General features: G+C 72.8%; 14 protein-coding genes and 1 pseudogene. 12 read left to right on the plus strand and 3 right to left on the minus strand.

Annotated elements, in window-relative coordinates; translation table 11 throughout:
• Positions 1-102: 102 nt before the first annotated feature.
• Together KUM44_RS27420 and KUM44_RS27425 are read right to left on the minus strand one after the other, a co-directional pair.
• The gene (locus KUM44_RS27420; protein WP_217212069.1) at positions 103-1,344 is read right to left on the minus strand and encodes a serine/threonine-protein kinase; all 1,242 of its coding nucleotides are present in this window, start codon (positions 1,342-1,344) and stop codon (positions 103-105) included.
• A 146-nt stretch (positions 1,345-1,490) separates the two neighbouring features.
• A complete protein-coding gene (locus KUM44_RS27425; RefSeq protein WP_217212071.1) occupies positions 1,491-3,152 on the minus strand; it encodes a serine/threonine-protein kinase in 1,662 nt (553 codons plus the stop codon).
• Between the two features lie 360 nt (positions 3,153-3,512).
• Between KUM44_RS27425 and KUM44_RS27430 the strand changes: the two genes are divergently transcribed.
• From KUM44_RS27430 to KUM44_RS27465, 8 genes are all read left to right on the plus strand, one after another.
• Positions 3,513-7,073 (plus strand): FHA domain-containing protein, encoded by a 3,561-nt coding sequence (locus KUM44_RS27430; RefSeq protein ID WP_217212073.1) that lies wholly within the window; start codon positions 3,513-3,515, stop codon positions 7,071-7,073.
• A gap of 241 nt (positions 7,074-7,314) precedes the next feature.
• A complete protein-coding gene (locus KUM44_RS27435; protein WP_217212075.1) occupies positions 7,315-8,697 on the plus strand; it encodes an ABC transporter substrate-binding protein in 1,383 nt (460 codons plus the stop codon).
• Between the two features lie 4 nt (positions 8,698-8,701).
• The gene (locus KUM44_RS27440) at positions 8,702-10,048 is read left to right on the plus strand and encodes a carbohydrate ABC transporter permease (protein ID WP_254390194.1); all 1,347 of its coding nucleotides are present in this window, start codon (positions 8,702-8,704) and stop codon (positions 10,046-10,048) included.
• Complete coding sequence (locus tag KUM44_RS27445; protein WP_217212077.1) at positions 10,045-10,959, plus strand: carbohydrate ABC transporter permease; 915 nt, start codon at positions 10,045-10,047, stop codon at positions 10,957-10,959. Before KUM44_RS27440 ends, KUM44_RS27445 begins: the two co-directional genes overlap by 4 nt.
• 168 nt (positions 10,960-11,127) lie before the next feature.
• A complete protein-coding gene (locus KUM44_RS27450) occupies positions 11,128-13,485 on the plus strand; it encodes a bifunctional glycosyltransferase family 2 protein/CDP-glycerol:glycerophosphate glycerophosphotransferase (RefSeq protein ID WP_217212079.1) in 2,358 nt (785 codons plus the stop codon).
• A gap of 37 nt (positions 13,486-13,522) precedes the next feature.
• Positions 13,523-15,724 (plus strand): CDP-glycerol glycerophosphotransferase family protein, encoded by a 2,202-nt coding sequence (locus KUM44_RS27455; protein ID WP_217212082.1) that lies wholly within the window; start codon positions 13,523-13,525, stop codon positions 15,722-15,724.
• A gap of 1 nt (position 15,725) precedes the next feature.
• On the plus strand, positions 15,726-18,005 hold the full coding sequence (locus tag KUM44_RS27460) for a CDP-glycerol glycerophosphotransferase family protein (RefSeq protein ID WP_217212084.1): 2,280 nt from the start codon (positions 15,726-15,728) through the stop codon (positions 18,003-18,005).
• Positions 18,006-18,055: 50 nt separating this feature from the next.
• Entirely contained in the window at positions 18,056-19,768 is a 1,713-nt protein-coding gene (locus KUM44_RS27465) for a hypothetical protein (RefSeq protein WP_217212086.1), read from the plus strand.
• 19 nt (positions 19,769-19,787) lie between these two features.
• Here KUM44_RS27465 and KUM44_RS27470 read toward each other — a convergent pair whose 3' ends face one another.
• Positions 19,788-20,201, minus strand: a complete 414-nt coding sequence (locus KUM44_RS27470; RefSeq protein ID WP_217212088.1) for an organic hydroperoxide resistance protein — start codon at positions 20,199-20,201, stop codon at positions 19,788-19,790.
• Positions 20,202-20,327: 126 nt separating this feature from the next.
• On the opposite strand from KUM44_RS27470, the gene KUM44_RS27475 reads away from it, so the two are divergent.
• From KUM44_RS27475 to KUM44_RS27490, 4 genes and pseudogenes are all read left to right on the plus strand, one after another.
• Positions 20,328-20,816: a MarR family winged helix-turn-helix transcriptional regulator gene (locus KUM44_RS27475; RefSeq protein ID WP_217212090.1), complete on the plus strand. Its 489-nt coding sequence runs from the start codon at positions 20,328-20,330 to the stop codon at positions 20,814-20,816.
• Positions 20,817-20,982: 166 nt separating this feature from the next.
• Complete coding sequence (locus KUM44_RS27480; protein WP_217212092.1) at positions 20,983-22,611, plus strand: glycosyltransferase family 2 protein; 1,629 nt, start codon at positions 20,983-20,985, stop codon at positions 22,609-22,611.
• A gap of 29 nt (positions 22,612-22,640) precedes the next feature.
• Positions 22,641-23,621 carry a UDP-glucose 4-epimerase GalE gene (galE, locus tag KUM44_RS27485; RefSeq protein WP_217212094.1) on the plus strand — a complete coding sequence of 327 codons (981 nt, stop codon included), beginning with the start codon at positions 22,641-22,643 and terminating at the stop codon, positions 23,619-23,621.
• Between the two features lie 31 nt (positions 23,622-23,652).
• Positions 23,653-23,775: pseudogene (locus KUM44_RS27490) on the plus strand (ADP-ribosylglycohydrolase family protein); the annotation flags it as partial.
• Between the last annotated feature and the right edge of the window lie 53 nt (positions 23,776-23,828).

The raw sequence follows: 23,828 nt of genomic DNA on the forward strand, positions 1-23,828 counted from the left end.
CCTCAGCCCCTCCGGCGCTCGAGGACGAGGCCCGGAGGACCGATGGCGGGGGGGCGGAGCCCCCAGGGATGGGACGGGTGGGGGCGGCGGGGGCGAGGAAGGTCAGGGGGTCGCCGGGGCCGAGTTGTTCGTGTCCTGGGGGGTCGCGTCCGCGTCGTCACCCGAGGTCGCCAGCCACGTCCCCACACCCGCCGCAGCGACCAGCGCCACCGCAGCCGCCCCAAGTGCCACCCGCCGCCGCCGAGCCACGGCCCGATGCCGCGCCGACCCCGGCCGAGGCGCCCCGGCAGCCCGCGGCACGCGAGCAGTACCCCGCGCACCCCCGGCCAGCTCGTCGGGCCCCGGCACCCTCATCGACGTATGCGTGTCCCGGTTGGAGTCGGCCGGCTTCCCCCCCGGCACCAAGGGCACCGCACCCCGCCGCCGCACCCGCTCCCCCGCCGGCTCCGCTTCCTCCGCCGCCGGAGCCTCGTCCTCCGCCGACTCCGCGTCCGGCTCGTCCACGTCCAGCGGCGGCATCCCGGCCACCAGCGGCAGCAGCTCCCGCAGCCGCACCCCCAGCTCCGACGCCCGCAGCCGCGAGGCCGGCGCCTTCGCGAGGCACTGGATGATCAGCTGCCACAGCTCGTCGGGGATGCCGGGCAGGGGCGCCACCGTCTCCGTGACGTGGCGGCGCAGGACCGCTCCGGGGTGCCCGCCGCCGAACGGGGTGAAGCCCGCCAGCAGCTCGTACAGGACCGTGGCGAGGGCGTAGATGTCGACCGCGGCCCGCGGCGGCAGACCCTCCACGATCTCCGGTGCCAGGTAGTCCGGCGTCCCGATGATCTTCGTGGCGCGCGTACGGCGCGGTGAGTCGATGAGCTTCGCCACACCGAAGTCCGTCAGCAGGGCGGGGTGCGAGCCGCCCGGGCCGAGCGGGCCCTGCATGTCCAGCAGGACGTTCTCCGGCTTGACGTCCCGGTGCACGACCCCGGCCGCGTGGGCCGCCGCCAGCCCGTCGGCGACGTCCGCGACGATCGCCACCGCCGCCTCGGGCGCGAGCCGCCGGTCGCGGTCGAGCCGGGTGCGCAGGTCGGTGCCCCGGACAAGGTCCATGACGAGCGCGAGGTCGTTGCCGTCGACCACCAGGTCGCGCACGGAGACGACGTTCGGGTGCTCAAGGCCGAGCAGTGCCGTGCGCTCCTGCACGAAGCGTCCGACGAGCTCCTGGTCGGACGCGAGATCCTCGCGCAGCAGCTTGACGGCGACGGGCCCCTCGGGCCCCTCGCCCAGCCACACCGTGCCGGCGCTGCCCCGCCCCAGGATCTGGTTGGCGGTGTACCGGCTGCCGATCTTCCGTGCCAAGGCTGCTCCTACAGACGCGTGTGTCGCTAAAACTACGCGTCCGAAGAGCCAACCTTCACCGCCGAGGCGGAAATCACCCGCCAGATGTCGACAAAGAATCAAACCAGCTGACGCCGGGTCGACCGCGGCCGGTTGCTGCCCGAGGGTCAGTTGGTGCCCGAGCCTCCGCCCAGGTCCCCGATCCACCCGGTCACGGTGCCGAACCAGTCGCTGATCTGCTCCCAGTAGCCCTTGCCCGTGCCGATCCAGCCCTGCAACGGGCTCAGCTCCCAGATCAGCCAGCCCGCGACGAAGAGGATGATGATCGTGAACAGACAGCCCTTGAGGCAGCCGAGCCCGGGAATCCGCATCGGGTTGGCGCTGCGCTGCCGGGGCTGACGCGGCTCGCGCTGCGGCCGCTGCGGCTCCGGCGTGGGCGGCGGAGCGTACCGCTGGGGCTGCTGCGGCTGCTGCTGCGGCTGGCGCGGTGGGGCGTACGGCTGCGGCTGGTGCTGCTGCGGATAGCCGTAGCCCTGCTGTCCGCGGCCCTGCGGAGGGCGCTGCTGCTGAGGGTGCGGCTGCTGCTGCGGGCGGGCGACCTGGCGCTGTGGGCGCCGGCGCAGCGGGTCCTGGTTGGGGTCGAGGTACTGGACCTGTGTCTGCTCGTTGCGGTCCCGGGCGGCTCGCAGCTGGTTCTGCCAGGGGTGCGGCTCCTCGGGGCCGGGCTGACCGGGCTGCTGTCCGGGCGGGCCCGGCGGCATCGACGGCATGACGGCCGTGGGGTCGGCGGCGCCCGCCGGGCCGGGGGCACCCGTGTGCGGCAGGACGCTGGTCGCGCCGTTCGGGTCGTACGCGCCCGGGGCCGCGCCGTGCGGCAGCACCTGGGTGGGGTCGGCCGACCCCGGCACGGTGGCCGGCGCGGGGTCCGGGGCGAGGAGTGCGGCGACGCCCTCGGCGGCGGCGATCTGCGCGGAGTTGGCGTGCACGCCGATGCCCTCGGCGACGACGCGCAGTCCGCGGGCGAGGTTCTCGGCGCTGGGCCGTTCGTCGGGGTTCTTGCGCAGGCAGCGTTCTATGACCGTCCACAGCGGGTCGGGGACCGTGGACGGGCGGCGCGGCTCGGCGCTCAGGTGCTGGTGCAGGACCTCGAGGGCGGAGCCGCCGCCGAACGGGGGGCGGCCGGTGAGCAGCTCGTAGAGGAGGATTCCGGCGCCGTAGATGTCGACCGCGGAGGTCTGCGGGCGGCCCTCGGCGGACTCGGGCGCGATGTACGCGGGCGTGCCGACGAACTCGTGGGTGCGGGTCAGGCCCGGGGAGTCGGCGAGGCGGGCGATGCCGAAGTCGGTCAGCATCGGGTGCATCTGGCCGCCGTTCTGCTGGAGCAGGACGTTGGCGGGCTTGAGGTCGCGGTGGACGACGCCGTCGGCGTGGCTGGCGGCCAGCGCGTCGGCGATCTGCGCGGTGAGCAGGGCGGCGGCGACCGGGGTGAAGGGGCCGTTCTCGCGCAGGTAGCGGTGCAGGTCGGGGCCGTCGACGAGGTCCATGACCAGGGCCAGCAGCTCGCCCTCGACGACCAGGTCACGGACCCGGACGATGTTCGGGTGGGTCAGCCGGAGCAGGACGGAGCGCTCCCGCAGGAACCGCATGACGATGTCCGCGTCGCTGGCGAGCTCCTCCTTGAGGACCTTGATCGCGACGGTCTCGCCGGGCTGGCCCTGCACGGCCGCCTCGGCGCCCGCGGTCTCCCGCTGGCGGGCTCGCCAGACGGTCCCCGTGGCGCCGCGACCGAGCGGCTCCTCGAGGAAGTACTTGCTGCCTACCGGCCGCACGTCGCGCTCCCTGCTGCTTGCCTACGTTCCGACCCACTGTAGTGCCGTGCCCCCGGGCACCGGCCTGTCCTCATTCTGTGCGTCTTACGTATGGCTTCCCGTACATGTTCGAAGGAAAGACGCTCGGCTCTGTCTCCTGGTTGCCGCAAGCGGAAGTGAGCGATCTCAACTGATCGCCGGCGGGGCACTTGTCCGGCACTTTTGCGGGCAGAGCCGACCAATCAAGATCACTTGCCTTCGGGCGGGGGGCGCGTTGTCAGTGGCAGGTGCGAGGATGCGTGCAGTGCGTGGAGTACTGGCCGATGTGCTCGTGTGGGGTGGGGGTGGTGAGCGCCCTCGCAGAAGGGACCGCTGACGCCGATGCAGATCCGGCTGACCGTCGTAGACCCGCTGGCCCCGTCCGCCCCGGCGCGAGGACGCGCCGCGAGCTGCGACGTGCTGGTCACGGCGCCCGCGGGTACGGCCCTGGCCGCGGTGGCGTCGGCGCTCGCCTCGGCGGTGTCCGCGGGCGACGGCACCATCGTGCTGTACGCCGGCGCGGAGCGGCTCGACGACCGGCGCAGCACCCTCGGCGAGCCCCCGCTGATAGACGGCGCCGTGCTGTCCCTGGGCGCCCCGGCGGCCCCCGAACCCCATCCCGAGCTGGACGACGCCCCGACCCAGCTCCAGGTCGTGGCCGGCCCGGACGCGGGCGGGGTCCATCTGCTGCACGGCGGCGAGATCCGCATCGGCCGCTCCGCCGAGGCCGACGTGCCGCTCGACGACCCGGACGTCTCCCGGCTGCACTGCGCGGTCACGGTCGCCGCCGACGGCCGCGTCTCGGTGGCCGACCTCGGCTCCACCAACGGCACGACGCTGGACGGCACGCGCGTGACCACCCGCCCGGTGCGGTTCGCGCCGGGCGCGCTGCTGAGGATCGGTGAGTCGGCGCTGCGGCTGGCCCCCGCCGGGGGCCCGGGGGCGCGCGTGCGGACGGAGCCGGACGGGGAGGGGCATACGCGCGTCCCCGCCGCCGACCTGGGTGTGGAGGCGGTGGCCGGCCCGCGCAGCGACAGCCGACCCGCGGCGCCCTCGGGAGCCGGAGCGCCGGTGCTCCACGCGCGCGTGGCGGACGGCGGCGACACGACCGCCCGGGACCGCGGCCCGGTCGAGCCGCCCGGCGTACCGGTGCAGGGCGGGGCGCCGGGGATCGAACGGGACGGCGGGTCCGGGACGCCGCTTCCGGGACCGCGCGCGGGCGACACGCACGGGGCGGGATTCGGAGTGGGCGCGCTCGACGGGCGGGACGAGGACGGCAGCCGCGAGGACGCAGGCGCCGCCGGCCGACGCAAGGGCACCCCGCTGCGGGGCACCGACGTGCCGCCCGGCGTCCGCAGGCGCGGCGGGCTCACGGCATGGGCGCGGCGGCTGAAGGGCGGACGCGGCGAGCAGGGAGCGGCGACCGGCCATGAGGCGTACGACGATGAGGTACCGCCCGCCGAGGCACCCGGTCTCCCCACGGCCACGGCCGGTTCCCGGCTGCCGGAGACCTGGCCGGACCCTGCGTCACTGCTGCTGACGGCCCTGGGCCCCGGACCCCGGCTGTGGGAGCGCGCACCTGGTCACCCGGAGGCGCTCACGGTGCGGCTCGGCACCGCCGACCGCGCGGCACCCGACGGCTCGGGGCTGCTGCCCGCCGTACCGGTGACCGCCGATCTGCGGGAGGTCGGGGCGCTGGGGCTGGCCGGTCCGCGTGAGCGGCTCGCCGGGCTGGCCCGCGCGGTGATCGCCCAGCTCGCCGCGCTGCACTCGCCGGACGTGCTGGAAACGGTCCTGATCAGCGCGGACCGCTCCCGGCCCCTGGAGGAGCGCACCGCCGAGTGGGCCTGGCTGGGCTGGCTCCCGCATGTCCGGCCCGGGCACGGCCAGGACTGCCGACTGCTGCTGGCCTACGACCGCGAACAGGCGACGGCCCGCACGGAGGAGTTGCTGCGGCGGCTGGAGGACCTGACGGCGGAGTCGGCAGCCGGAGTCGTCGGGGCGGGCCCGGCCCGGACTCCGATCGCCGTCGCGGACGGCCAGGACCCGGACCGGCGTGCCGTTCGCCGGCCCTCCTGGGCGCGGGACGACGAGTGGGCCGACGGGACGGCGGACGGGTTCGCGGGGCCGTACACGGTGGTCGTCGTGGACGGCGATCCCGGGGGCGCCGATCTGCGCGAGGCGGTGGCGCGGCTGGCGCTGGAGGGCCCGCGGGCCGGTATTCACGTCGTGTGCCTCGCCGAGACGGCCGCGGCCTCGCCCGCGTCACCGGTGACGGAGACCTACGAAGCGGCGTGCATGGTGGCGCCGGCGTTCCGCGAGTGCGGTGCGGTCGGGCTGCTGAGCGGTGATGTGGCGACGGCGCTGCGGCTGGTGCGGGTGGCACGGGCAGGGGCGCAGGTCAATCCGCGCGCGGTGGACGCGTCCCGGGCGGGTGCCGCCGACCGGGGCCCTGGCGGCCGCGCCTTGGCGGATGCGGCTCACGGCGCGGCAGGCCACGGCTCGGGCGCACTCGGTCCGGTCGGCCACAGCCCGGTCGGACCCGGCAGCGCCGGACACGCCCCCGCTGCTTCCGCTGCCGCCGACCAGGCCCCCGCCCACGGTCCCGTCGGGCACGGCACCGTCGCCGCGGTGGACGCCGTCTCCCTCGCCTGGGCGGAGCGGTTCGCGCGGGCGCTGGCCCCGTTGCGCACGGAGGGGGCCGTCGGCGAGCGGCACGCGCGCGTGTCGGTTCCATTGCCTCAGGCGGCGCGGCTGCTGGACGAGCTGGGGCTGGCCCGGGCCACCCCGGCGTCGCTGATGGCGCGGTGGGCCGACGCGTCCGACGATCCGGAGGCCCTCGGCGGGCGGGCGTGTGCCGTGCTCGGGGCCGGGCCGCGCGGCCCGGTCGGCGTGGACCTCGGGACCGACGGACCGCACCTGCTGATCGAGGGGCCGCCCGGCAGCGGGCGTACGGAGCTGCTGCGGGCCGTCGTCGCCTCGCTGGCCGCGGCCGAGCGGCCGGACCGGCTGGGCGTCGTGCTGATAGACGGCCGGGACGGCGTCGGCGCGGGCGGCGCGCACGGAGACGGGCTGCGGGTCTGTACGGACGTTCCCCATGTCACCACCCACCTCACCGCCAACGACCCGGTCCGAATGCGGGAGTTCGCGCAGTCGCTGAGCGCGGAGCTGAAGCGCCGCGCCGAGCTGCTCGGGCGGTCGGACTTCGCCGAGTGGCATTCGGGACGTGCGCTGTCGGGCCGGGTGGTCGCGCAGCGCGCGGCGGGCGGCGGCGCCGGTACCGGGGGCGGGGGCGGTGACTTCACGGGGGATCTGGACTCGCCGCCCAGTTCGACGATCCGGCTGCGGCCGGGGGCGGCCCGTCGGCAGGCCGAGGCGGAGGCCGTGCCGCCGCTGCCCCGGCTCGTCGTGGTCGTGGACGACCTGGACGCACTGGTCTCGCCCGCCCTGGGGTCCACGGGCAGGCCCGCCGCGGGTTCGGTGGTACGCGCGCTGGAGGCCGTGGCCCGGGAGGGCGAGCGGCTCGGGGTGCATCTGGTGGCCGCCGCGTGCGTCGGGGGCCGTACGGCGGAGTCGGAGTCGGCCCGCCGGGCGACCCTGCGGGTGACGCTGGACGCGGTGGTGGCGGGGCCGGAGGAGCCTGCGCCGGGGCGCGGGCGGCTGACTCGGGCGGACGGAAGAGCGGTGCCGTTCCAGGGCGGCCGGGTCACGGGGCGTATCCCGCGGACGGCGACGCTGCGGCCCACGGTCGTGCCGCTGGAGTGGCACCGCATGGGCGATCCGCCGGCCCGGCGTCCGGTCCGCGAGCTGGGCAACGGGCCTACGGACCTGGCCCTGCTGGCCAGTGCGCTGGAGCGGGCGGCGCGGGAGGTCTCGGCGACCGGGGTGCCGTCACTGCTGTAGTGCCCTGCGCAGAATCAGCCCGTCCGGCGATTGAGGACGAGGCCCTTCAGGCCGATAGCGGGGGTCTGGGGGCGGCAGCCTCCAGCGACGTTCACACCAGCGCAGGGCCCCTGGTCACGAGGCGGTCACGATCCCCCGCTTGACAGCGGAGGCGGTCTTGCCGCCCCCAAACCCAAGGCGTAGACCAGATCGCACGGGACAGCGCTCGAACGTTCGACGAGGCACGAAGAACGGGGCAGTCATGCGCAGCACGAGCAGCAGGAACCGGACAAGCAGGGCCGCACGGGCCGCGGCGACCGTACTCGCGGGCGCCCTCGCGGTCTCGCTCACCGCATGCGGTGGCGATGACGACAACGGCGGCGGCAACGAACAGGGCGGGACCGGTCAGGAGACCGGCAGCACCGTCACCCTTCCCAAGCTGAACGGCGAGTCCCTGGAGGTCGCCGCCGTCTGGACGGGTGCCGAACAGGCCAACTTCAAGAAGGTCCTCGCGGAGTTCGAGAAGCGCACGGGCGCCAAGGTGACCTTCGTGCCCGCACAGGACCCGATCATCAACTTCCTCGGCTCCAAGGTCGCGGGCGGCCAGCCGCCGGACATCGCGATGCTTCCGCAGCCCGGCGCGATCAAGCAGGCCGTCGACAAGAAGTGGGCCAAGCCGCTCGGAGCCGATGCGATCAAGGAGCTCCAGGAGAACTACTCGCCGGGCTGGCAGAACATCGGCAAGGTCGACGACAAGCAGTACGGCGTCTACTACAAGGCCGCCAACAAGTCCCTGATCTGGTACAACAACCAGGTCTTCGAGAACGCCGGGGCGAGTGAGCCCAAGACGTGGGACGAGCTGCTCACCACCGCCCAGACCGTCTACGACTCCGGCGTCACGCCGTTCTCGGTCGGCGGCGCCGAGGGCTGGACCCTCACCGACTGGTTCGAGAACGTCTATCTCTCCCAGGCCGGCCCGGAGAAGTACGACCAGCTGGCCAAGCACGAGATCAAGTGGACCGACCCGTCCGTGAAGGACGCGCTGACCACGCTCGCCCAGGTGTGGGGCAAGAAGGACTATGTGGCGGGCGGCGCGACCGGCGCCCTCCAGACGGACTTCCCGGCCTCCGTCACCCAGACCTTCACCGGCGGCGACCAGCCCAAGGCCGCCATGGTCTACGAGGGCGACTTCGCGCAGGTCAACATCGTGCAGGCCAAGGCCGAGGTGGGCACGGACGCGAAGGTGTTCCCGTTCCCGACCGTCGGTGACACGGCGCCCGTCGTGTCCGGCGGAGACGCGGCGGTCATCCTCCAGGACTCCAAGGCGGCGCAGGCCCTGGCCACCTGGCTCGCCTCGCCGGACGCGGCGACGATCCAGGCGAAGCTCGGCGGCTACCTCTCGCCGAACAAGAACGTCGACAACTCGGCGTACCCGAACGACGTCCAGCGCAAGATCGCCAAGGCGCTCATCGACTCCGGTGACGACTTCCGCTTCGACATGTCCGACCAGGCCCCGCAGGCCTTCGGCGGCACGCCCGGCAAGGGTGAGTGGAAGGCCCTCCAGGACTTCCTGAAGAACCCGTCGGACGTCGCGGGCACGCAGGCGAAGCTGGAAGCCGACGCGGCCGCGGCGTACGGAAACTGACGCGATGGCGTCGACGGAAGCGGCAGGGGGCAGCGGGCCTCCTGCCGCACCCAAGTCACGCAAGAGCGTGACCGGCACCCGAAGGACCGTGGCGGCGCTGTTCCTGCTGCCCGCCCTGGTGCTGCTCGGCGCGCTCGTGGTCTACCCGATCGGGTACTCGGTCTTCCGCAGCTTCTACGACCAGTCCGGCGAAGGATTCGCCGGGTTCGACAACTACCAGGCGCTCTTCACGGACGACGGCATCCGCACGGCCCTGAAGAACAACGTCATCTGGGTGGTGTTCGCCCCGACCGTCGCCACCGCGCTCGGTCTGATCTTCGCGGTGCTGACCGAACGGGTGCGCTGGGGCACGGCGTTCAAGCTGGTCGTCTTCATGCCGATGGCGATCTCGATGCTGGCGGCGGGCATCATCTTCCGGCTGGTCTACGACCAGGATCCGGACAAGGGTGTCGCGAACGCGGTGTGGGTGGGCGTCCATGACACCTTCGCGCAGGCGTCGGCGTTCCCCAAGGCCCACCCGGGCCGGGAGTCGCCGCTCGAAGCGGCGCCGGGCGGCGGCTTCATCACCAGGGCCACCGTCAGCGCCGGCACCCCGGTCTCCCTGCCCCTCGTGGGCGTCGCCCCCGACCAGATGCCGGACGACGCGAAGAAGGCCGTACAGGCGAAGGCCGATCCGTCCGGGATCACCGGCACCGCCTGGCAGGACTTCACGCGCGGCAAGGGCGTCGGCACGCTCGGCGGGGTCGACGCCTCGGAGCTGGGCTATGCCGGGATGAGGATCGAGGCTGTCAAGGACGGCAAGGTGGTCGCCTCCACGAAGGCGGCCGACGACGGTACGTTCACGCTGCCGGCCGCCGCCGAAGGGGCCCGACTGCGGCTGCCACCGGACAACTTCAAGGAGCCGTACAACGGGGTGGACTGGCTCGGCCCGTCCCTCGTCACGCCGTCCATCATCGCCTCGTACATCTGGATGTGGGCCGGTTTCGCGATGGTGCTGATCGCGGCCGGGCTCGCTGGCATCCCGCGCGATCTGCTGGAGGCGGCCCGGGTCGACGGCGCGAGCGAGTGGCAGGTGTTCCGCAGGGTCACGGTGCCGCTGCTGGCGCCCGTCCTCGCGGTCGTCACCGTCACCCTGATGATCAACGTCCTCAAGGTCTTCGACCTGGTCTTCATCATCGCCCCGGGCTCCTCCCAGGACGACGCGAACGTCCTCGCCCTGGAGCTGTACCGCAAGGGCTTCTCCGAGGACCAGCCGGGCATCGCCAGCGCCATCGCGGTGTTCCTGCTGCTGCTCGTGATCCCGGTGATGTGGTTCAACGTCCGCAGGCTGCGGCGGGAGGTGCGGCGATGAGTACCGATGTCGGCGGGCTCGGCAAGGGAACGCCGGAGCCGCTCACTGTGGTCAGGAGCGAACAGTCCCTCGGTGGCCGGCTCGCCTCGTTCGTCAGCGGTGGGCTGGTACGGGTGTTCCTCATCGTCGTCGGCCTGTTCTGGCTGGTCCCGACGATCGGTCTGCTGCTGTCGTCGCTGCGGCCGCCCGAGGAGATGACGGCGAGCGGCTGGTGGGAGGTCTTCAGCAAGCCCTCCCAGCTCACCTTCGGGAGCTACGACAAGCTCCTCGGCAACAGCGACATCACCAACTCCATCCTCAACACGGTGCTGATCACCGTCCCCGCGACGCTCCTGGTCGTCGTCATCGGCTCGCTCGCGGGCTACGCGTTCGCCTGGATGGAGTTCCCGGGCCGCGACTGGTGGTTCCTGGGCGTGGTCGGTCTGCTGGTGGTGCCGGTGCAGGTGGCGCTGATCCCGATCGCCGAACTGTTCGGCGACATCGGCATCTTCGGCTCGCTGATCGGCGTGATCCTCTTCCATGTCGGCTTCGGGCTGCCGTTCGCGGTGTTCCTGCTGCGGAACTTCTTCGCGGAGATCCCGAGGGAGCTGCTGGAGGCGGCCCGGCTGGACGGTGCCGGTGAACTGCGGCTGTTCTTCCGTGTCGTGATGCCGCTCGGCGGTCCGGCGATCGCCGCGCTCGGCATCTTCCAGTTCCTGTGGGTGTGGAACGACATGCTGGTCGCTCTGATCTTCACGGACGCCGACAGCCAGCCGATCACGGTCGCGTTGCAGACCCAGGTACGGCAGTTCGGCAACAACATCGACATCCTGGCGCCCGGCGCGTTCATCTCCATGGTGATCCCGCTGGTCGTGTTCTTCGCGTTCCAGCGGCAGTTCGTGTCCGGCGTGATGGCGGGCGCGGTCAAGTAGCGGCAGACACAGCACACTTGAGGGGGTGGACCGTCACCGGTCCGCCCCCTTTCGTTCATCCATGGTCCCCCGTATGCCGTACCCCGCCGTAACCAAGTCACTCCATTGGCCGTTGCCGGGCAAGGCGCTGTCGCCGCCTACCGTCCCGGTCGACCAAGTGGATGTCCCTTGCCCAGGTTCAGTGTCATCGTCCCCGCGTACAAGGTTCAGGCGTACCTGCACGAGTGCCTGGAATCCGTGCTCTCCCAGTCGTACCCCGATCTCGAACTGATCGCCGTCGACGACTGCTCGCCGGACGCGTGCGGCGCGATCATCGACGAGTTCGCGGCCCGTGACCAGCGCGTACGTCCCGTGCACCTCAACCAGAACCAGGGCCTGGGGCCCGCTCGCAACGCCGGTGTCGTGGCGGCCACCGGCGACTACCTGATCTTCCTGGACAGCGACGACACCCTCACCCCCGACGCCCTGCACGCGATCGCCGACCGGCTGAAGGAGACCGGTGAGCCGGACGTCCTGGTCTACGACTACGCGCGGACCTTCTGGACCGGCGAGAGGATCCGCAACCAGGTCGCGTCCCTGCTCTCGGAAGAGGGCCCGGCGCCGTTCCGGCTGGCGGACCGGCCGGGGCTGCTGCGGCTGCTGATGGTCGCCTGGAACAAGGCGTACCGCCGGGAGTTCGTCGAGGAGGGCGGCTTCGCCTTCCCGCCCGGCTACTACGAGGACACGCCCTGGACGTACCCGGTCCTGATGACGGCGGAGTCGATCGCGACCCTGGACCGGGTGTGCGTGCACTACCGGCAGCGGCGCCGGGGCGCCATCCTCGGCACGGTCAGTCCGCGGCACTTCGACATCTTCGAGCAGTACGAGCGGGTCTTCGCGTACGTCGACCGGAACCCCGAACTGGCCCGCTGGCGGCCAATGTTGTTCCGTCGGATGGTCGACCACCTGGTGGTGGTGTTCGCCCGGCGCGACCGGCTCCCGCGCCGCAGCCGCGCCGCGTTCCTGCGCAAGGCCCGCACGCACTGCCGCCGTTACCGCTCCCCCGGCGTCCCCGTACCTCCCCGCGCCCGCGTCCACCACACCCTGATCCGTCTGGGCCTGCACCGCACCTACCGTGCCCTGCAACTGACGTCCGCCCTGGCCCGGCGTACCGCCAAGGTCGCGGACCGGCTGCTGAAGGGCCTGTGTTCCGCGGTCCTGCGCCTGCACTACCGGGTCCAGCGCAGCCTGCCCGTGCGCGCCGACCGTGCCGTGTTCGCCGCCCACGGCGTCCGAGGCCACGGCTGCCACCCGGGCGCCCTGGAGCAGGCGTTCCGTACCCACGCGCCGCACATCCGCACGGCCTGGGTCGACGAGGCCGAGCAGAACGGCACCGTCCCGTCCGGCACGCGCCGACTGCGCCCCGGTTCGGCCGCCTACTGGACGGCCCTCGCCCGCTCCAAGTACCTCGTCCACAACGCCGGTTTCGACCGCCGTCTGGTCAAGCGCCCCGGCCAGGTCTTCGTGCAGACCCAGCAGGGCACCCCGCTCAAGCACAAGGGCCTGGACCTGCGGGAACGCCCGGCCGCTGCGGGCGACCTGGACGTCGACGAACTCCTCGACAACGTCGACAAGTGGGACTTCGTGCTGTCCGCCAACCGCCACTCCACCCTGACCTGGGAACGTGTCCTCCCGGGCACCTATCAGACCCTCGAGTACGGCAGCCCGCGTGACGACGTCTTCCAGCAGGCGACGTCGGCGGACGTGGCCCGGATCCGTGAGCAGCTCGGCATCCCCGAGGGCTCGGTCGTGATCCTCTACGCCCCCACCCACCGCGACTACCGCCGCATCCAGCGCACCACGCTCGACCTGTCCCGCGTCCTGCGCCGCCTGGGCCCCCGCTATGTCGTGCTGGCCCGCGCCCACCACCGCCACGGCGGCCCGCTCACCGACGCCACCGAGCCGGGCCGGATCATCGACGTCACCGACCGTCCGAGCATCGAGTCGCTGTGCCTCGCCTCGGACGCGCTGGTCACCGACTACTCGTCCCTGATGTTCGACTACGCCAACCTCGACCGGCCGATCGTCATCCACGCCGACGACGCCGAGGCGTACGAGGCGGCCCGTGGCACCTACTTCGACCTGCGGTCCTTCCCGCCGGGCGCGGTGGCGCGCAGTGAGGACGAGCTGATCGACATCTTCGCCACCGGCCACTGGCGGGGCTCGCGCTCCGCGCAGCTGCGGTCGGCGTTCCGGGAGCGGTTCTGCCCGCACGACGACGGGCGCGCCGCCGAGCGGGTCGTCCGGCGTGTGGTGCTGGGCAAGACCGCCCTCCCGCCCGTCGTGCCGCTGGACCGGCGCCACCCCGTTCCGTCCCCTGCCGCGGAGCGCTCCGCGGAGAGGGCCGCGACCGCTTCTGCGGCGTCTGCTGCGCCGTCGTGGCTTGTCGCGCCCGCGCGGCGGAGCCGCATGTCAGAACACAGCCCCGCGCCCCTTGCGGGCGATGCCGTTCCGCTCGTTGAGACGAAAGCCGACTCGGCCTCCTGAAGAACCCAGCCGCCAGAAGACCGACAGAAAGAGCAGTATGCCCCGCTTCAGCATCATCGTTCCGTCTCATGGGGTCGCGGGCCGGCTGTCCCAGGCACTGGACTCGGTGCTCGGCCAGTCCTTCGGTGACTTCGAGCTGATCCCGGTCTGTGACGCCCCAGGCTCCCCGGCGGCGGACGTGGCCGCCGGGTACGCCGAGCGGGACTGCCGGGTGGCGCCCGTGCACGCGCCGCCGACGGCCGGTCTGGCGGGGGCGCGCAACACCGGGCTGCGGGCGGCGCTGGGCGACTGGCTGCTGTTCCTGGACGGCGACGACGTGCTGGTGCCGGGGGCGCTGGCGGCACTGGACGCCCGGCTGCGCGCGACCGGTGCCGCGGACGTCCTGTACTTCGAGCACGAGCGGACCCCGTGGTGGGCGGGCGAGCCGACCAATCCGGCCACGCTGCCGCTGGCGCGGACACCGGGCGGGGTCTTCGCGCCGCGCGAGGCGGCCGAGCTGACGGGCGTCCAGCTTCCGGCGTGGAGTGCGGCCTATCGACGGATCTTCCTCCTGGATCAGGAACTCGCCTTCCCCGACGGCCACTTCACCGACATCGGCTTCGGCGGCCTGGTCGCGTTGCGCGCCGAGCGCATGGCGGTGCTGCGGCAGGTCGTCGTACGGCATCTGCTGCGGCGCCAGGGCAACCGGCTGAACCTTCCGGGAGAGCATCACTTCGAGTTGCTCGACCAGGTCGAGCTGGTGCTCGCGCGGGCCGTGGAGCAGGGGCTGTCCGCGAAACGGCTCGGGCCGTTGTTCGAGCAGCTCTTCGCCGCCGTCCTGAAGACGGCGGCCCATCCGCGACGGCTGGCGTGCCGGCGCCGCGCCTTCTTCCGGCGGGCGAGCGGGCTCTACCGGCAGTACCGGCCCGCCGGGTTCCGTACGCCGGGCGGCAGTGTCGGTGTCCAGCACCGGCTGCTGGCGCGGGGGGCGTACACGGCGTTCCGGGCGCTGCGCGGCGCCAACCAGGCGGTGGTGAACGTGACGTCGTCCCTTACCCGGCCGCGCGGGCTGCGCGCTCGGCTGCGCTACCGCCGGCAGTTGCGCCGCCCTCTGGATCAGAACCTCGCCGTGTACTGCGCGTACTGGGGCCGCGGCTACACCTGCAACCCCGCCGCGATCCATGCGAAGGCGCGGCAGCTCGCGCCGCATCTGCGCTCGGTGTTCCTGGTCGAGCCGGAGGCGGTGGACAGCGTGCCGAGCGACGTGGAGTACGCGGTCATCGGCAGCCGGAAGTACTGGGACGTGCTCGCCCGCGCCAAGTACCTGATCAACAACGCCAACTTCGCGGACGCCGTGGTCAAGCGCAGAGGCAGTGTGCATCTGTCGACCCAGCACGGCACCCCGCTGAAGAAGATGGGCGCCGACCAGGCGACGTACCCGGTGGTGGCCGCGGCGACCGGCAGCTTCGCCAGGCTGCTGGCCCGCGTCGACCGCTGGGACTACAACCTCACCTCCAACCGGCACTCCACGCAGATGTGGGAGAGCGCGTTCCCCGCCGCGTACGAGACCCTCGAGTACGGCTATCCGCGCAACGACGCCTACTACACGTCGACCGCCGCCGATGTCGCCCGCGTCCGCCGCGAACTCGGCGTCCCCGAGGGCAAGAAGGCGCTGCTCTACGCCCCCACGCACCGCGACCACGCGACCGGCTTCGAGACGAGCCTCGACCTCGACGCGCTGTGCGAGGAGATCGGCGACGAGTACGTGGTGCTGCTGCGCGCCCACTACTTCTACGACCGGGGCGGCGTGCGGGGCAGCGGCCGGGTCATCGACGTCACCGGGCACCGCTCGTCCGAGGACGTGTGCCTGGCCGCCGACGCGCTGATCACCGACTACTCCTCGATCATGTTCGACTACGCCAACCTGGACCGGCCGATCGTGGTGTACGCGGACGACTGGGAGGTCTACCGGGAGCTGCGGGGCGTCTACTTCGACCTGATGGAGGCCCCGCCGGGGCGGGTGGCCCGGACGCCGGGGGAACTGGCGGGAGTGTTCCGCGACGGCTCGTGGGCGGACGAGGAGGCCGGAGCCCTGCGCGCCGCGTTCCGGGAGCGGTTCTGCCAGTTCGACGACGGGCAGGCCGCCGAGCGGGTCGTACGCCGGGTGCTGCTGGGCGAGCAGCCCGAGGCCATCCCGCCGGTGATCCCGCTCGCCGAGCGCATCCCCGCCCCCGCCGCCGCGACCCTCGTGAGGAACTGACGTGCCCCGCTTCAGCATCATCGTCCCCGTCTTCAAGGTGCAGGGCTTCCTGCGGGAGTGCCTGGACTCGGTGCTCGGGCAGTCGTACACCGACTTCGAGGTGATCGCGGTCGACGACCGCTCGCCCGACAGCTGCCCCGCCATCCTGGACGGCTACGCCGAGCGCGACGCACGCGTACGCGTGCTGCACCTGCCGCAGAACGTCGGCCTCGGCCGGGCCCGCAACGCCGGTCTGGAGGAGGCGAGCGGCGACTACGTCCTGTTCCTCGACAGCGACGACTTCTACACGCCGGGCCTGCTGGCCGCCGTGGCCGCGCGGCTGGCGGCGAGCGACGACCCGGACATCCTGGTCTTCGACCACGTACGCACCCACTGGTGGGGCCGCGGCGGCCCCAGTACGGCGGCGGACCTGCTGGCCGCGGCCGGCACGGGCACCTTCGGCGTCCGCGAGAACCCCGAGTACCTGCATCTGTTCCTGGTCGCCTGGAACAAGGCGTACCGGCGGGACTTCTTCCTGAAGCACGAGCTGCGGTACGCGCCGGGGCTGTACGAGGACGCGCCGGTCACCTACCGCTCGATGGTGCTGGCCGACCGTGTCGCCTGTCTGGAGCGGATCGGGGTGGAGTACCGGCAGCGTCGCCAGGGTGCGATCACCAAGACGCCGGGGCGGCGCCACTTCGACATCTTCCCGCAGTACGAGGGCCTGTTCACGTTCCTCGAAGCGCGCCCGGACCTGGAGTGGGCGCGGCCGCTGCTGTTCGAACGGGCCTTGGACCACATGCTGTTCGTGCTCGCGCGCGAGGACCGGGTGAGGCCCGCTGACCGGCCTGACTTCTACCGCGAGATCCGCTCCTTCCACGCCCGACACGCCCCGGAGGGCTTCACCCCGCCCGACGGATGGCGCGGCAAGGAGATGCGGCTGCTGGCGACGGCGCCCTACGCGTCGTACGCCGTGGCACGCGGTCTGCGTGAGGTGCGCCGGGTGGCGGGGGCCGGTCAGCGGCGGGTGACGCGGGCGGCGACGCAGCGGGCCCAACAGGCCTGGTATGCCACCCGGTCGAGGCTCCCGCTCGATCCCCACCTGGCCGTCTACTCGGCGTTCTCGCATCGCGGGGTGCTGGGCGATCCGGCGGCGATCCATGCCAAGGCCCGGGAGATCGCCCCGCACATCAAGGGCGTGTGGGTGGTGCAGGAGGACGCGGTGGACGCGCTGCCGCCCGGCACGGACCACGTCACTCCGGGCTCGCGGCGCTACCACGAGGTCATGGCGCGGGCCACGTACTGGGTGAACAACGTCAACTGGCCCGGCACCCTGGCCAAGCGCCCCGGCAGCGTCCACGTCCAGACCCACCAGGGAACCCCGCTCAAGTACATGGCGGCCGACCTGCTGGCCAAGCCCGGCGCCCGGCACGGGTTCGACGTGCCGAAGATGCTGTGGCGGGCCGACCGCTGGGACTACAGCCTGGTCGCCAACCGGCACTCGGAGCTGGCGTGGGAGCGGGCGTACCCGTGTCACTTCACCTCGCTCAGGACGGGCAGTCCACGCAACGACGTGCTGGTCAACGCGGATGCGGCAGCCACGGAGGCCGCCCGTGCGCGGCTGGGTGTCCCCGCCGGGGACACCGTCGTGCTGTACGCGCCGACCCGCCGGGAGTACCGCAAGGGCGGGCATGTCGACCGGATCGACCTGGCCCGGTTCGCCCGGGACCTGGGTTCGGGCCACACGCTCGTCGTGCGTCTGCATCCGTCGCTGGCGCAGGGCACGGCTCGCGGGATGGGGCTGACCGATCTGCACCGGCGGGGCGTGCTGATCGACGCGACGGACGAGCCGCACGTCGAGGACATGATGCTCGCCGCGGACGTCCTGGTCACCGACTACTCCGCCCTGATGTTCGACTACGCCAACCTGGACCGGCCGATCGTCATCCACGCCGACGACTGGGGGGCGTACGTGGCGAGCCGGGGCGCCTACTTCGACATCACGGCGGATGCGCCGGGCCATGTGTCGTGCTCATACCGGGAGTTGGCGTGGCTGTTCACGTCCGGGTCGTGGCAGGACGAGGAGTCGGCGCGGTTGCGGGCCGGGTTCCGGGAGCGGTTCTGCGAGTTCGACGACGGGTTGGCCGCCGAGCGGGTCGTACGGACGCTGATGCTGGGTGAGCGGATGACGGAACGGCCGGGCGGGGCGGAGCCGGGCGAGGTGGGGCCGGACGGGGTGGGGCCGGACGGGGTGGGGCGGGTGCCGGCTCCGGCGGCACCAGGGGCTCACTCGATGAGGTGATGTGAGGCGAAGCCGTTGCCCCGACCGGCCCGGCAGGGAACATTCGGCAAATGCCTCAAACCCACACAGACTCCACGACCAGAGCCGCGGGTGCCTCCGCCGGTGTCCTCGTCCGGAGGACCGTGCGCGGCGCGAGTGCCCTGCGCGGCGGCCGCAGTTGGCGTCCTACGCCGTACCAGGTCTTCGGCTTCGCCTTCTTCCTGGTGATGTTGCTGGCGTACTGGGCCGTGCCGTTGTGCTGCGACGCGGGCCAGCACGCGGCGGTGGTGGAACGCCTCAAGGCGAACCTGCTCCACCCGCGGCACCCGATGGCGGACCTGCCGGGCGCGGGCAGCCCGTACTACTCGCCGTACGCGGTCGCGCAGGGCGCGTTCGCCCGGCTGACGGGGCTGGGCGGCTGGGAGGTGGTGCGGCTGACCGGTGTGCTGAACCTGCTCGTGCTGCTGACCGGCACCGGCCGTCTCGTGCGGGTACTGACGCCGAGGCCGTGGGCGCCGGTGTTCGCGCTGGGGGCGATGACGCTGTTGTGGGGGACCGAGCGGGCGTGGTGGAGCGGCTATCTGAACCTGATGTCGATGACCGGGAACCTCGGCTACCCGTCGGCCTTCGCCATCGGGCTGACCTTCTGGGCGTGGGCGCTGACGGGGGCGCGGGCACGGGGGCAAGGACTGGGACCGGGGCAGGAGAAGGGGAAGGGGAAGGGGAAGAAGCAGGGGAAGGAGCAGGGGAAGGAGCAGGAGGAGGGACCGGAACGGGGGGTGGTCCGGTACGTCGGGCCGAGCGGGCTGCCGGGTCTTGCCGGGTACGTGGGGCTGGGCGCGCTGTACGGGCTGATCCTGCTGATCCATCCGATCACCGCGGTGGCGGCGGTGCTGGGGGCGATGGCGTTCGTCGCCGGGTGGCAGCGTGGGTGGAGGCGCAGGGCGCGGGGCGGAGCGCGGGGCGCCGTGGTGGTGCGATGGGGGGCGATGGCGGGTACTGCGGTGCTGGTCGCCGGATGCTGGCCGTACTTCGACGTGTTCGCGCTGGCCGGGGACGACAGCGTGGACTGGATGCACCAGCGGCTGTACGAGGACCTCGGCGGGCAGTTCTGGCTGGCGCTGCTGGGGCTGCCGGCGCTGTGGCTGCGGTGGCGGCGGGATTCCTGGCGGGATCCGCTGGTGCTGCTGTTCGCCCTCGACTGCCTGGTGGTGGCGTACGGCTGGGTCAGCGGCCACTACACGTACGGCAGGATCCTCGGGCTCACCCTCGTGCCGTTGCAGTTCGCGCTGGCCGTGGAACTGGCGGCACCCCGGCCGTGGGGCAGGGTGCGGCAGGTGCTGGGCGGGGCGGCCGCCGTCGGGGCGTGTGCCGGGTTCCTCACCGCGCAGGGCGGGGCGGTCGTGCCGCGCGCACTGGACCCGATCGGCCTGGAGCAGCCGTCGCTCTGGCCGTCGTACGCGTGGGTGGCACGGCATGTCGGGAAGGGCGAGGTGGTCATCTCCGACGGGCACTTCGCGCCCCGCTCCCTCCCTGGCTACGGGCCGAACCTCGCCGCGCCGATCTGGCCCGACCCCGCCCTGGACGAGCGGGAACGGGAGCGGCGGCTCGCCGATGTCCGCGCCTACCTCTCCCCGGACTCGACCCGCGCCGAGCGCACGGCCGTCGCCCGGCGCCACCACGCGCGCTGGCTGCTGCTGACGCGGTTCAAGCGGGTGCCGGAGGAGGCGGTGGTGGTGGCGTGGAGCCGGGAGACGGGGGAGGTACTGGCGCGGATCGGGTGACCGCCGGTCCGGGGTGCGGTTACTCGATGACGAGGTCGACGTCGATGTTGCCTCGGGTGGCGTTGGAGTAGGGGCAGACCTGGTGGGCCTGCTCGACCAGCTTGCGGCCGGTCTCCTCGTCCAGGGCGTCGGGCAGCTCCACGCGCAGCGTCACCTTCAGGCCGAAGCCCTCGCCCTGCTTGCCTATGCCGACCTCGGCGGTGACGGCGGCGTCGGAGACGTCGACCTTGGCCGCGCGGCCGACGAGGCCGAGGGCGCTGCCGAAGCAGGCGGCGTACCCGGCGGCGAAGAGCTGCTCCGGGTTGGTGCCCTGCCCGTTGCCGCCGAGCTCCACGGGCATGGCCAGCGCGAGGTCGATCTTGCCGTCGTTGGTGACGGCGCGGCCCTCGCGGCCGTGGGTGGCGGTGGCGACAGCGGTGTAGAGCGCGTCCATGGAAAACCATCCCTCTCGAGTCGAGTCACGTCCGGCGGCTGTGTCGTCGGCCGCCGTGCGAACACAAGTAGAGCACACAATTCAATTGGGTACAACTAAATGATGGGCACGAGCTACCCTGGAACCATGACGACCACGCCCACGGCCGACTGGCTCCGCCTCGACCAGCAGATCTGCTTCTCCCTGAACGCCGCGTCGCGCGCCTTCGGCGGCGTCTACCGCGTGGTCCTGAAGGACCTCGGACTCACCTACCCGCAGTACCTGGTGATGCTGGTGCTGTGGGAGCACGGCGACCTGCCCGTGAAGAAGCTGGGCGAACACCTGCGCCTGGACTCCGGAACCCTGTCGCCGCTGCTCAAGCGACTGGAGGCGGCGGGCCTGGTACGCCGGGAGCGCAGCGTCCGCGACGAGCGCTCGGTGGAGGTGCGGCTGACGGACGAGGGCACCGCGCTGCGCGAGCGCGCCCTTCAGGTGCCGCGCCGGATCGCCACCGCGACGGGCTTCGACGTGGACGAGATCCGCGCGCTGCGGGCACGGCTGGACCAGCTCACCGAGGCACTGGACGCCGCCGCGGCGGCGGAGGCGGCGGAGGCAGCAGCGGGGCACGGCGCATAGCCGGCCGACGCGCGCGGAGCCATAGGGGCTGACGAGGCCGCCGCCTCCGAAACGCCGCTGCCCGCGAATGAACCCGCCGTCAACTCCCGTCGTCTTCCGGAACGCGCCCCAAGTCCCCCTAACGGGCGATTGCGCATCATTCCTACGATTCCGGAACGTGGCCTCCATGCACGCTCACGCCCCCAGCACCGCGCGCGCCCCCCAGGTCGGCGTCATCGTCATCGGCTACAACGACGCCGCACATGTGACGACCGCGGTCCGCTCGGCACTGGCGCAGGGCCCCGTCGTCCGGGAGGTCGTCGCCGTCGACGACTGCTCGACGGACGGCAGCGTGGACCTGCTCGCCCGCCTCGCCGCGACCGAGCCACGCCTGAAGGTGGTCCGGCGCCGGGTCAACAGTGGCGGCTGCGGCAGCCCGCGCAACACCGGGCTCGACCGGGTGACCACGCCGTATGTGATGTTCCTTGACAGCGACGACGTACTGCCGCCGGGCGCGGTGGACACGCTGCTCGCGGCGGCGACGGGGGCGGACGCGGAGGTGGCGGGCGGTCTGTGTGTGCGGCGGGAGCTGCCCGGGCGGCGCGAAGTGCCCTGGCAGGCGCCCCTCTACGCCACGCACGCCGTCTTCGAGCACCCCGCTCAGCGGCCGCGTCTGGTCCACGACACCCTCTGCGTGAACAAGCTCTACCGCACGGACTTCCTGCGCGAGAACGGCATCCGCTTCCCCGAAGGCCGCTTCCCCTACGAGGACTTCGTCTTCACCGCGCGCGTGCTCGCCGCCCGGCCGCGCCTGGCCCTCGTCCCCGACCGGGTGTACGTCTGGCATGTGCGCCGCTCGGCCGACCGGCTGTCGATCTCCCTGGACCGCGCCGACATCGCCAACTGGCGGGCGCGCACGGAGGCGAGCCGGCTGGCGTACGAGATCCTGCTGGGCGCGGGGCAGAAGGAGCTCGCGCGGGCGGCACGCACCAAGTTCCTCGACCACGAGCTGCGGATGTACGCCCGTGAGCTGGGATTGCACGACGAGCGGTACCAGCGCGCGTGGTGGGCGCACACGCGCGCGTGTCTCGCGGAGTACGACGCGTCCGACTGGGCCCACAACCCCACCGCGCCCGGCCGCCTCATCGGCCGTGTCGTCCTGGCCTCCCCCGAGCCCCGCGACCTCCCCCGCCTGAGGGACCTGGCCTCCCGCCCGGCCCGCCTCCTGCCGCCGTACGCCCGCTCCGCCGACGGCACCCCCGTCTGGTCGGCCGACCTGCCCGAGGTCACCCTGGAGCCGCTGCTGACCCGCCCGGTCCACGTCCTCCCCCTCGCCGTCGACGCGGAACTGCGCCCACGCGCGCGTACCGCCCTGCTGCGGCTGCGCCTGCACGAGCTGTACGGCAGGGTGGCGCAGGCGGGGCCGGAGGCGCTGGAGGTGGAGTGGCGGTGCCGGGAGACGGGGGTGGCGGCGGAGGCGTGTACGAGGGTGGCGCTCGGGTCGTGCCCGGCTGACGGAGACGGTGTCCGGTCGGTCGAGGTGACGGTGGACTGGGCCGCCTTCAGGGCGGGCACGTGGGATCTCCGGCTGCGCGTGGGCTTCCGGGGTGGCGCGTACCGCGAGGTCACGGCGCACGCGGTGGCGGGCGCCGGTCTGCTGCGCCGGCGCGTCGCGATCGGCGCGGGTCACTCCGTGGTACTCGTCCAGCCGTACGCCACCCACTCAGGAGCGTTGGCACTACGCGTCGCCCCCGGTTCGCGGGGTGTCATGTCGGTTGTCCGCGGCAGACTCCGCCGCCTGCTTCACTGTCACTGATTTCACTTGTCACGAGGGGACGGCCGCACATGACCTGGCTGATCACCGGCGGCGCCGGTTACATCGGAGCGCACGTCGTACGGGCGATGACCGAGGCGGGGGAGGACGCCGTGGTGTACGACGACCTGTCCACCGGCATCGCCGACCGCGTGCCGGACGGCGTCCCGCTGGTCGTGGGCTCGACCCTGGACGGCGAGCGCGTCGCCCGCGCCCTCGCGGACCACGGCGTGACCGGCGTGGTCCACCTGGCGGCGAAGAAGCAGGTCGGCGAGTCGGTCGACCTCCCGCTGCACTACTACCGGGAGAACGTCGAGGGCCTGCGCGTCCTGCTGGAGACCGTGACGGCGGCCGACGTGCCGTCCTTCGTCTTCTCCTCCTCGGCGGCGGTGTACGGCATGCCGGACGTCGACCTGGTGACGGAGGAGACGCCCTGCGTGCCGATGTCGCCGTACGGCGAGACCAAGCTGGCGGGCGAGTGGCTGGTCCGGGCGACGGGCCGCGCGACGGGCCTGTCGACGGCGTCGCTCCGCTACTTCAACGTGGCGGGCGCCGCCGCCCCCGAACTCGCCGATGTGGGCATCTACAACCTCATCCCCATGGTCTTCGAGAAGCTCACCGAGCACGCGCCCCCGCGCATCTTCGGCGACGACTACCCGACCCCCGACGGCACCTGCGTCCGCGACTACATCCACGTCGTCGACCTCGCCGAGGCCCACGTGGCCGCGGCCCGCGCCCTGCGCTCCTCCCCCGGCCACACCCTCACCCTCAACATCGGCCGCGGGGAGGGCGTCTCGGTCCGCGAGATGATCGACCTCATCAACGCCATCACCGGCTACGACCGCCCCCCGACCGTCACCCCGCGCCGCCCCGGCGACCCGGCCCGCGTCGTCGCCTCCGCCGACCGCATCGCGACCGAACTGGGCTGGAAGGCCAAGCACGACGTCCAGGACATGATCGCTTCGGCGTGGGAAGGATGGGTCCGACTGCACCCGGAGGCGGCGCGTGACTGATCGGGCGCTTCGCCGCCGGCGCAGCGGCTGAGACCCGGGCGAGGCGACCGACGACACGCAGGTGACCGGACTCGTCGGCGAGTCACCGCTGGAGTGCGGCGGGCTCGAACTCCCGGACGTCTTCCGCCGCTTCCAGTGCGGGGCGGCGGCCGGCAGTTCCACCTCTGACCCGGTCACCGTACGGGTGCGTTGACGCCGTCCCGGTCA

The organism is Streptomyces sp. AC550_RSS872 (assembly GCF_019049285.1).
Classification (GTDB): domain Bacteria; phylum Actinomycetota; class Actinomycetes; order Streptomycetales; family Streptomycetaceae; genus Streptomyces.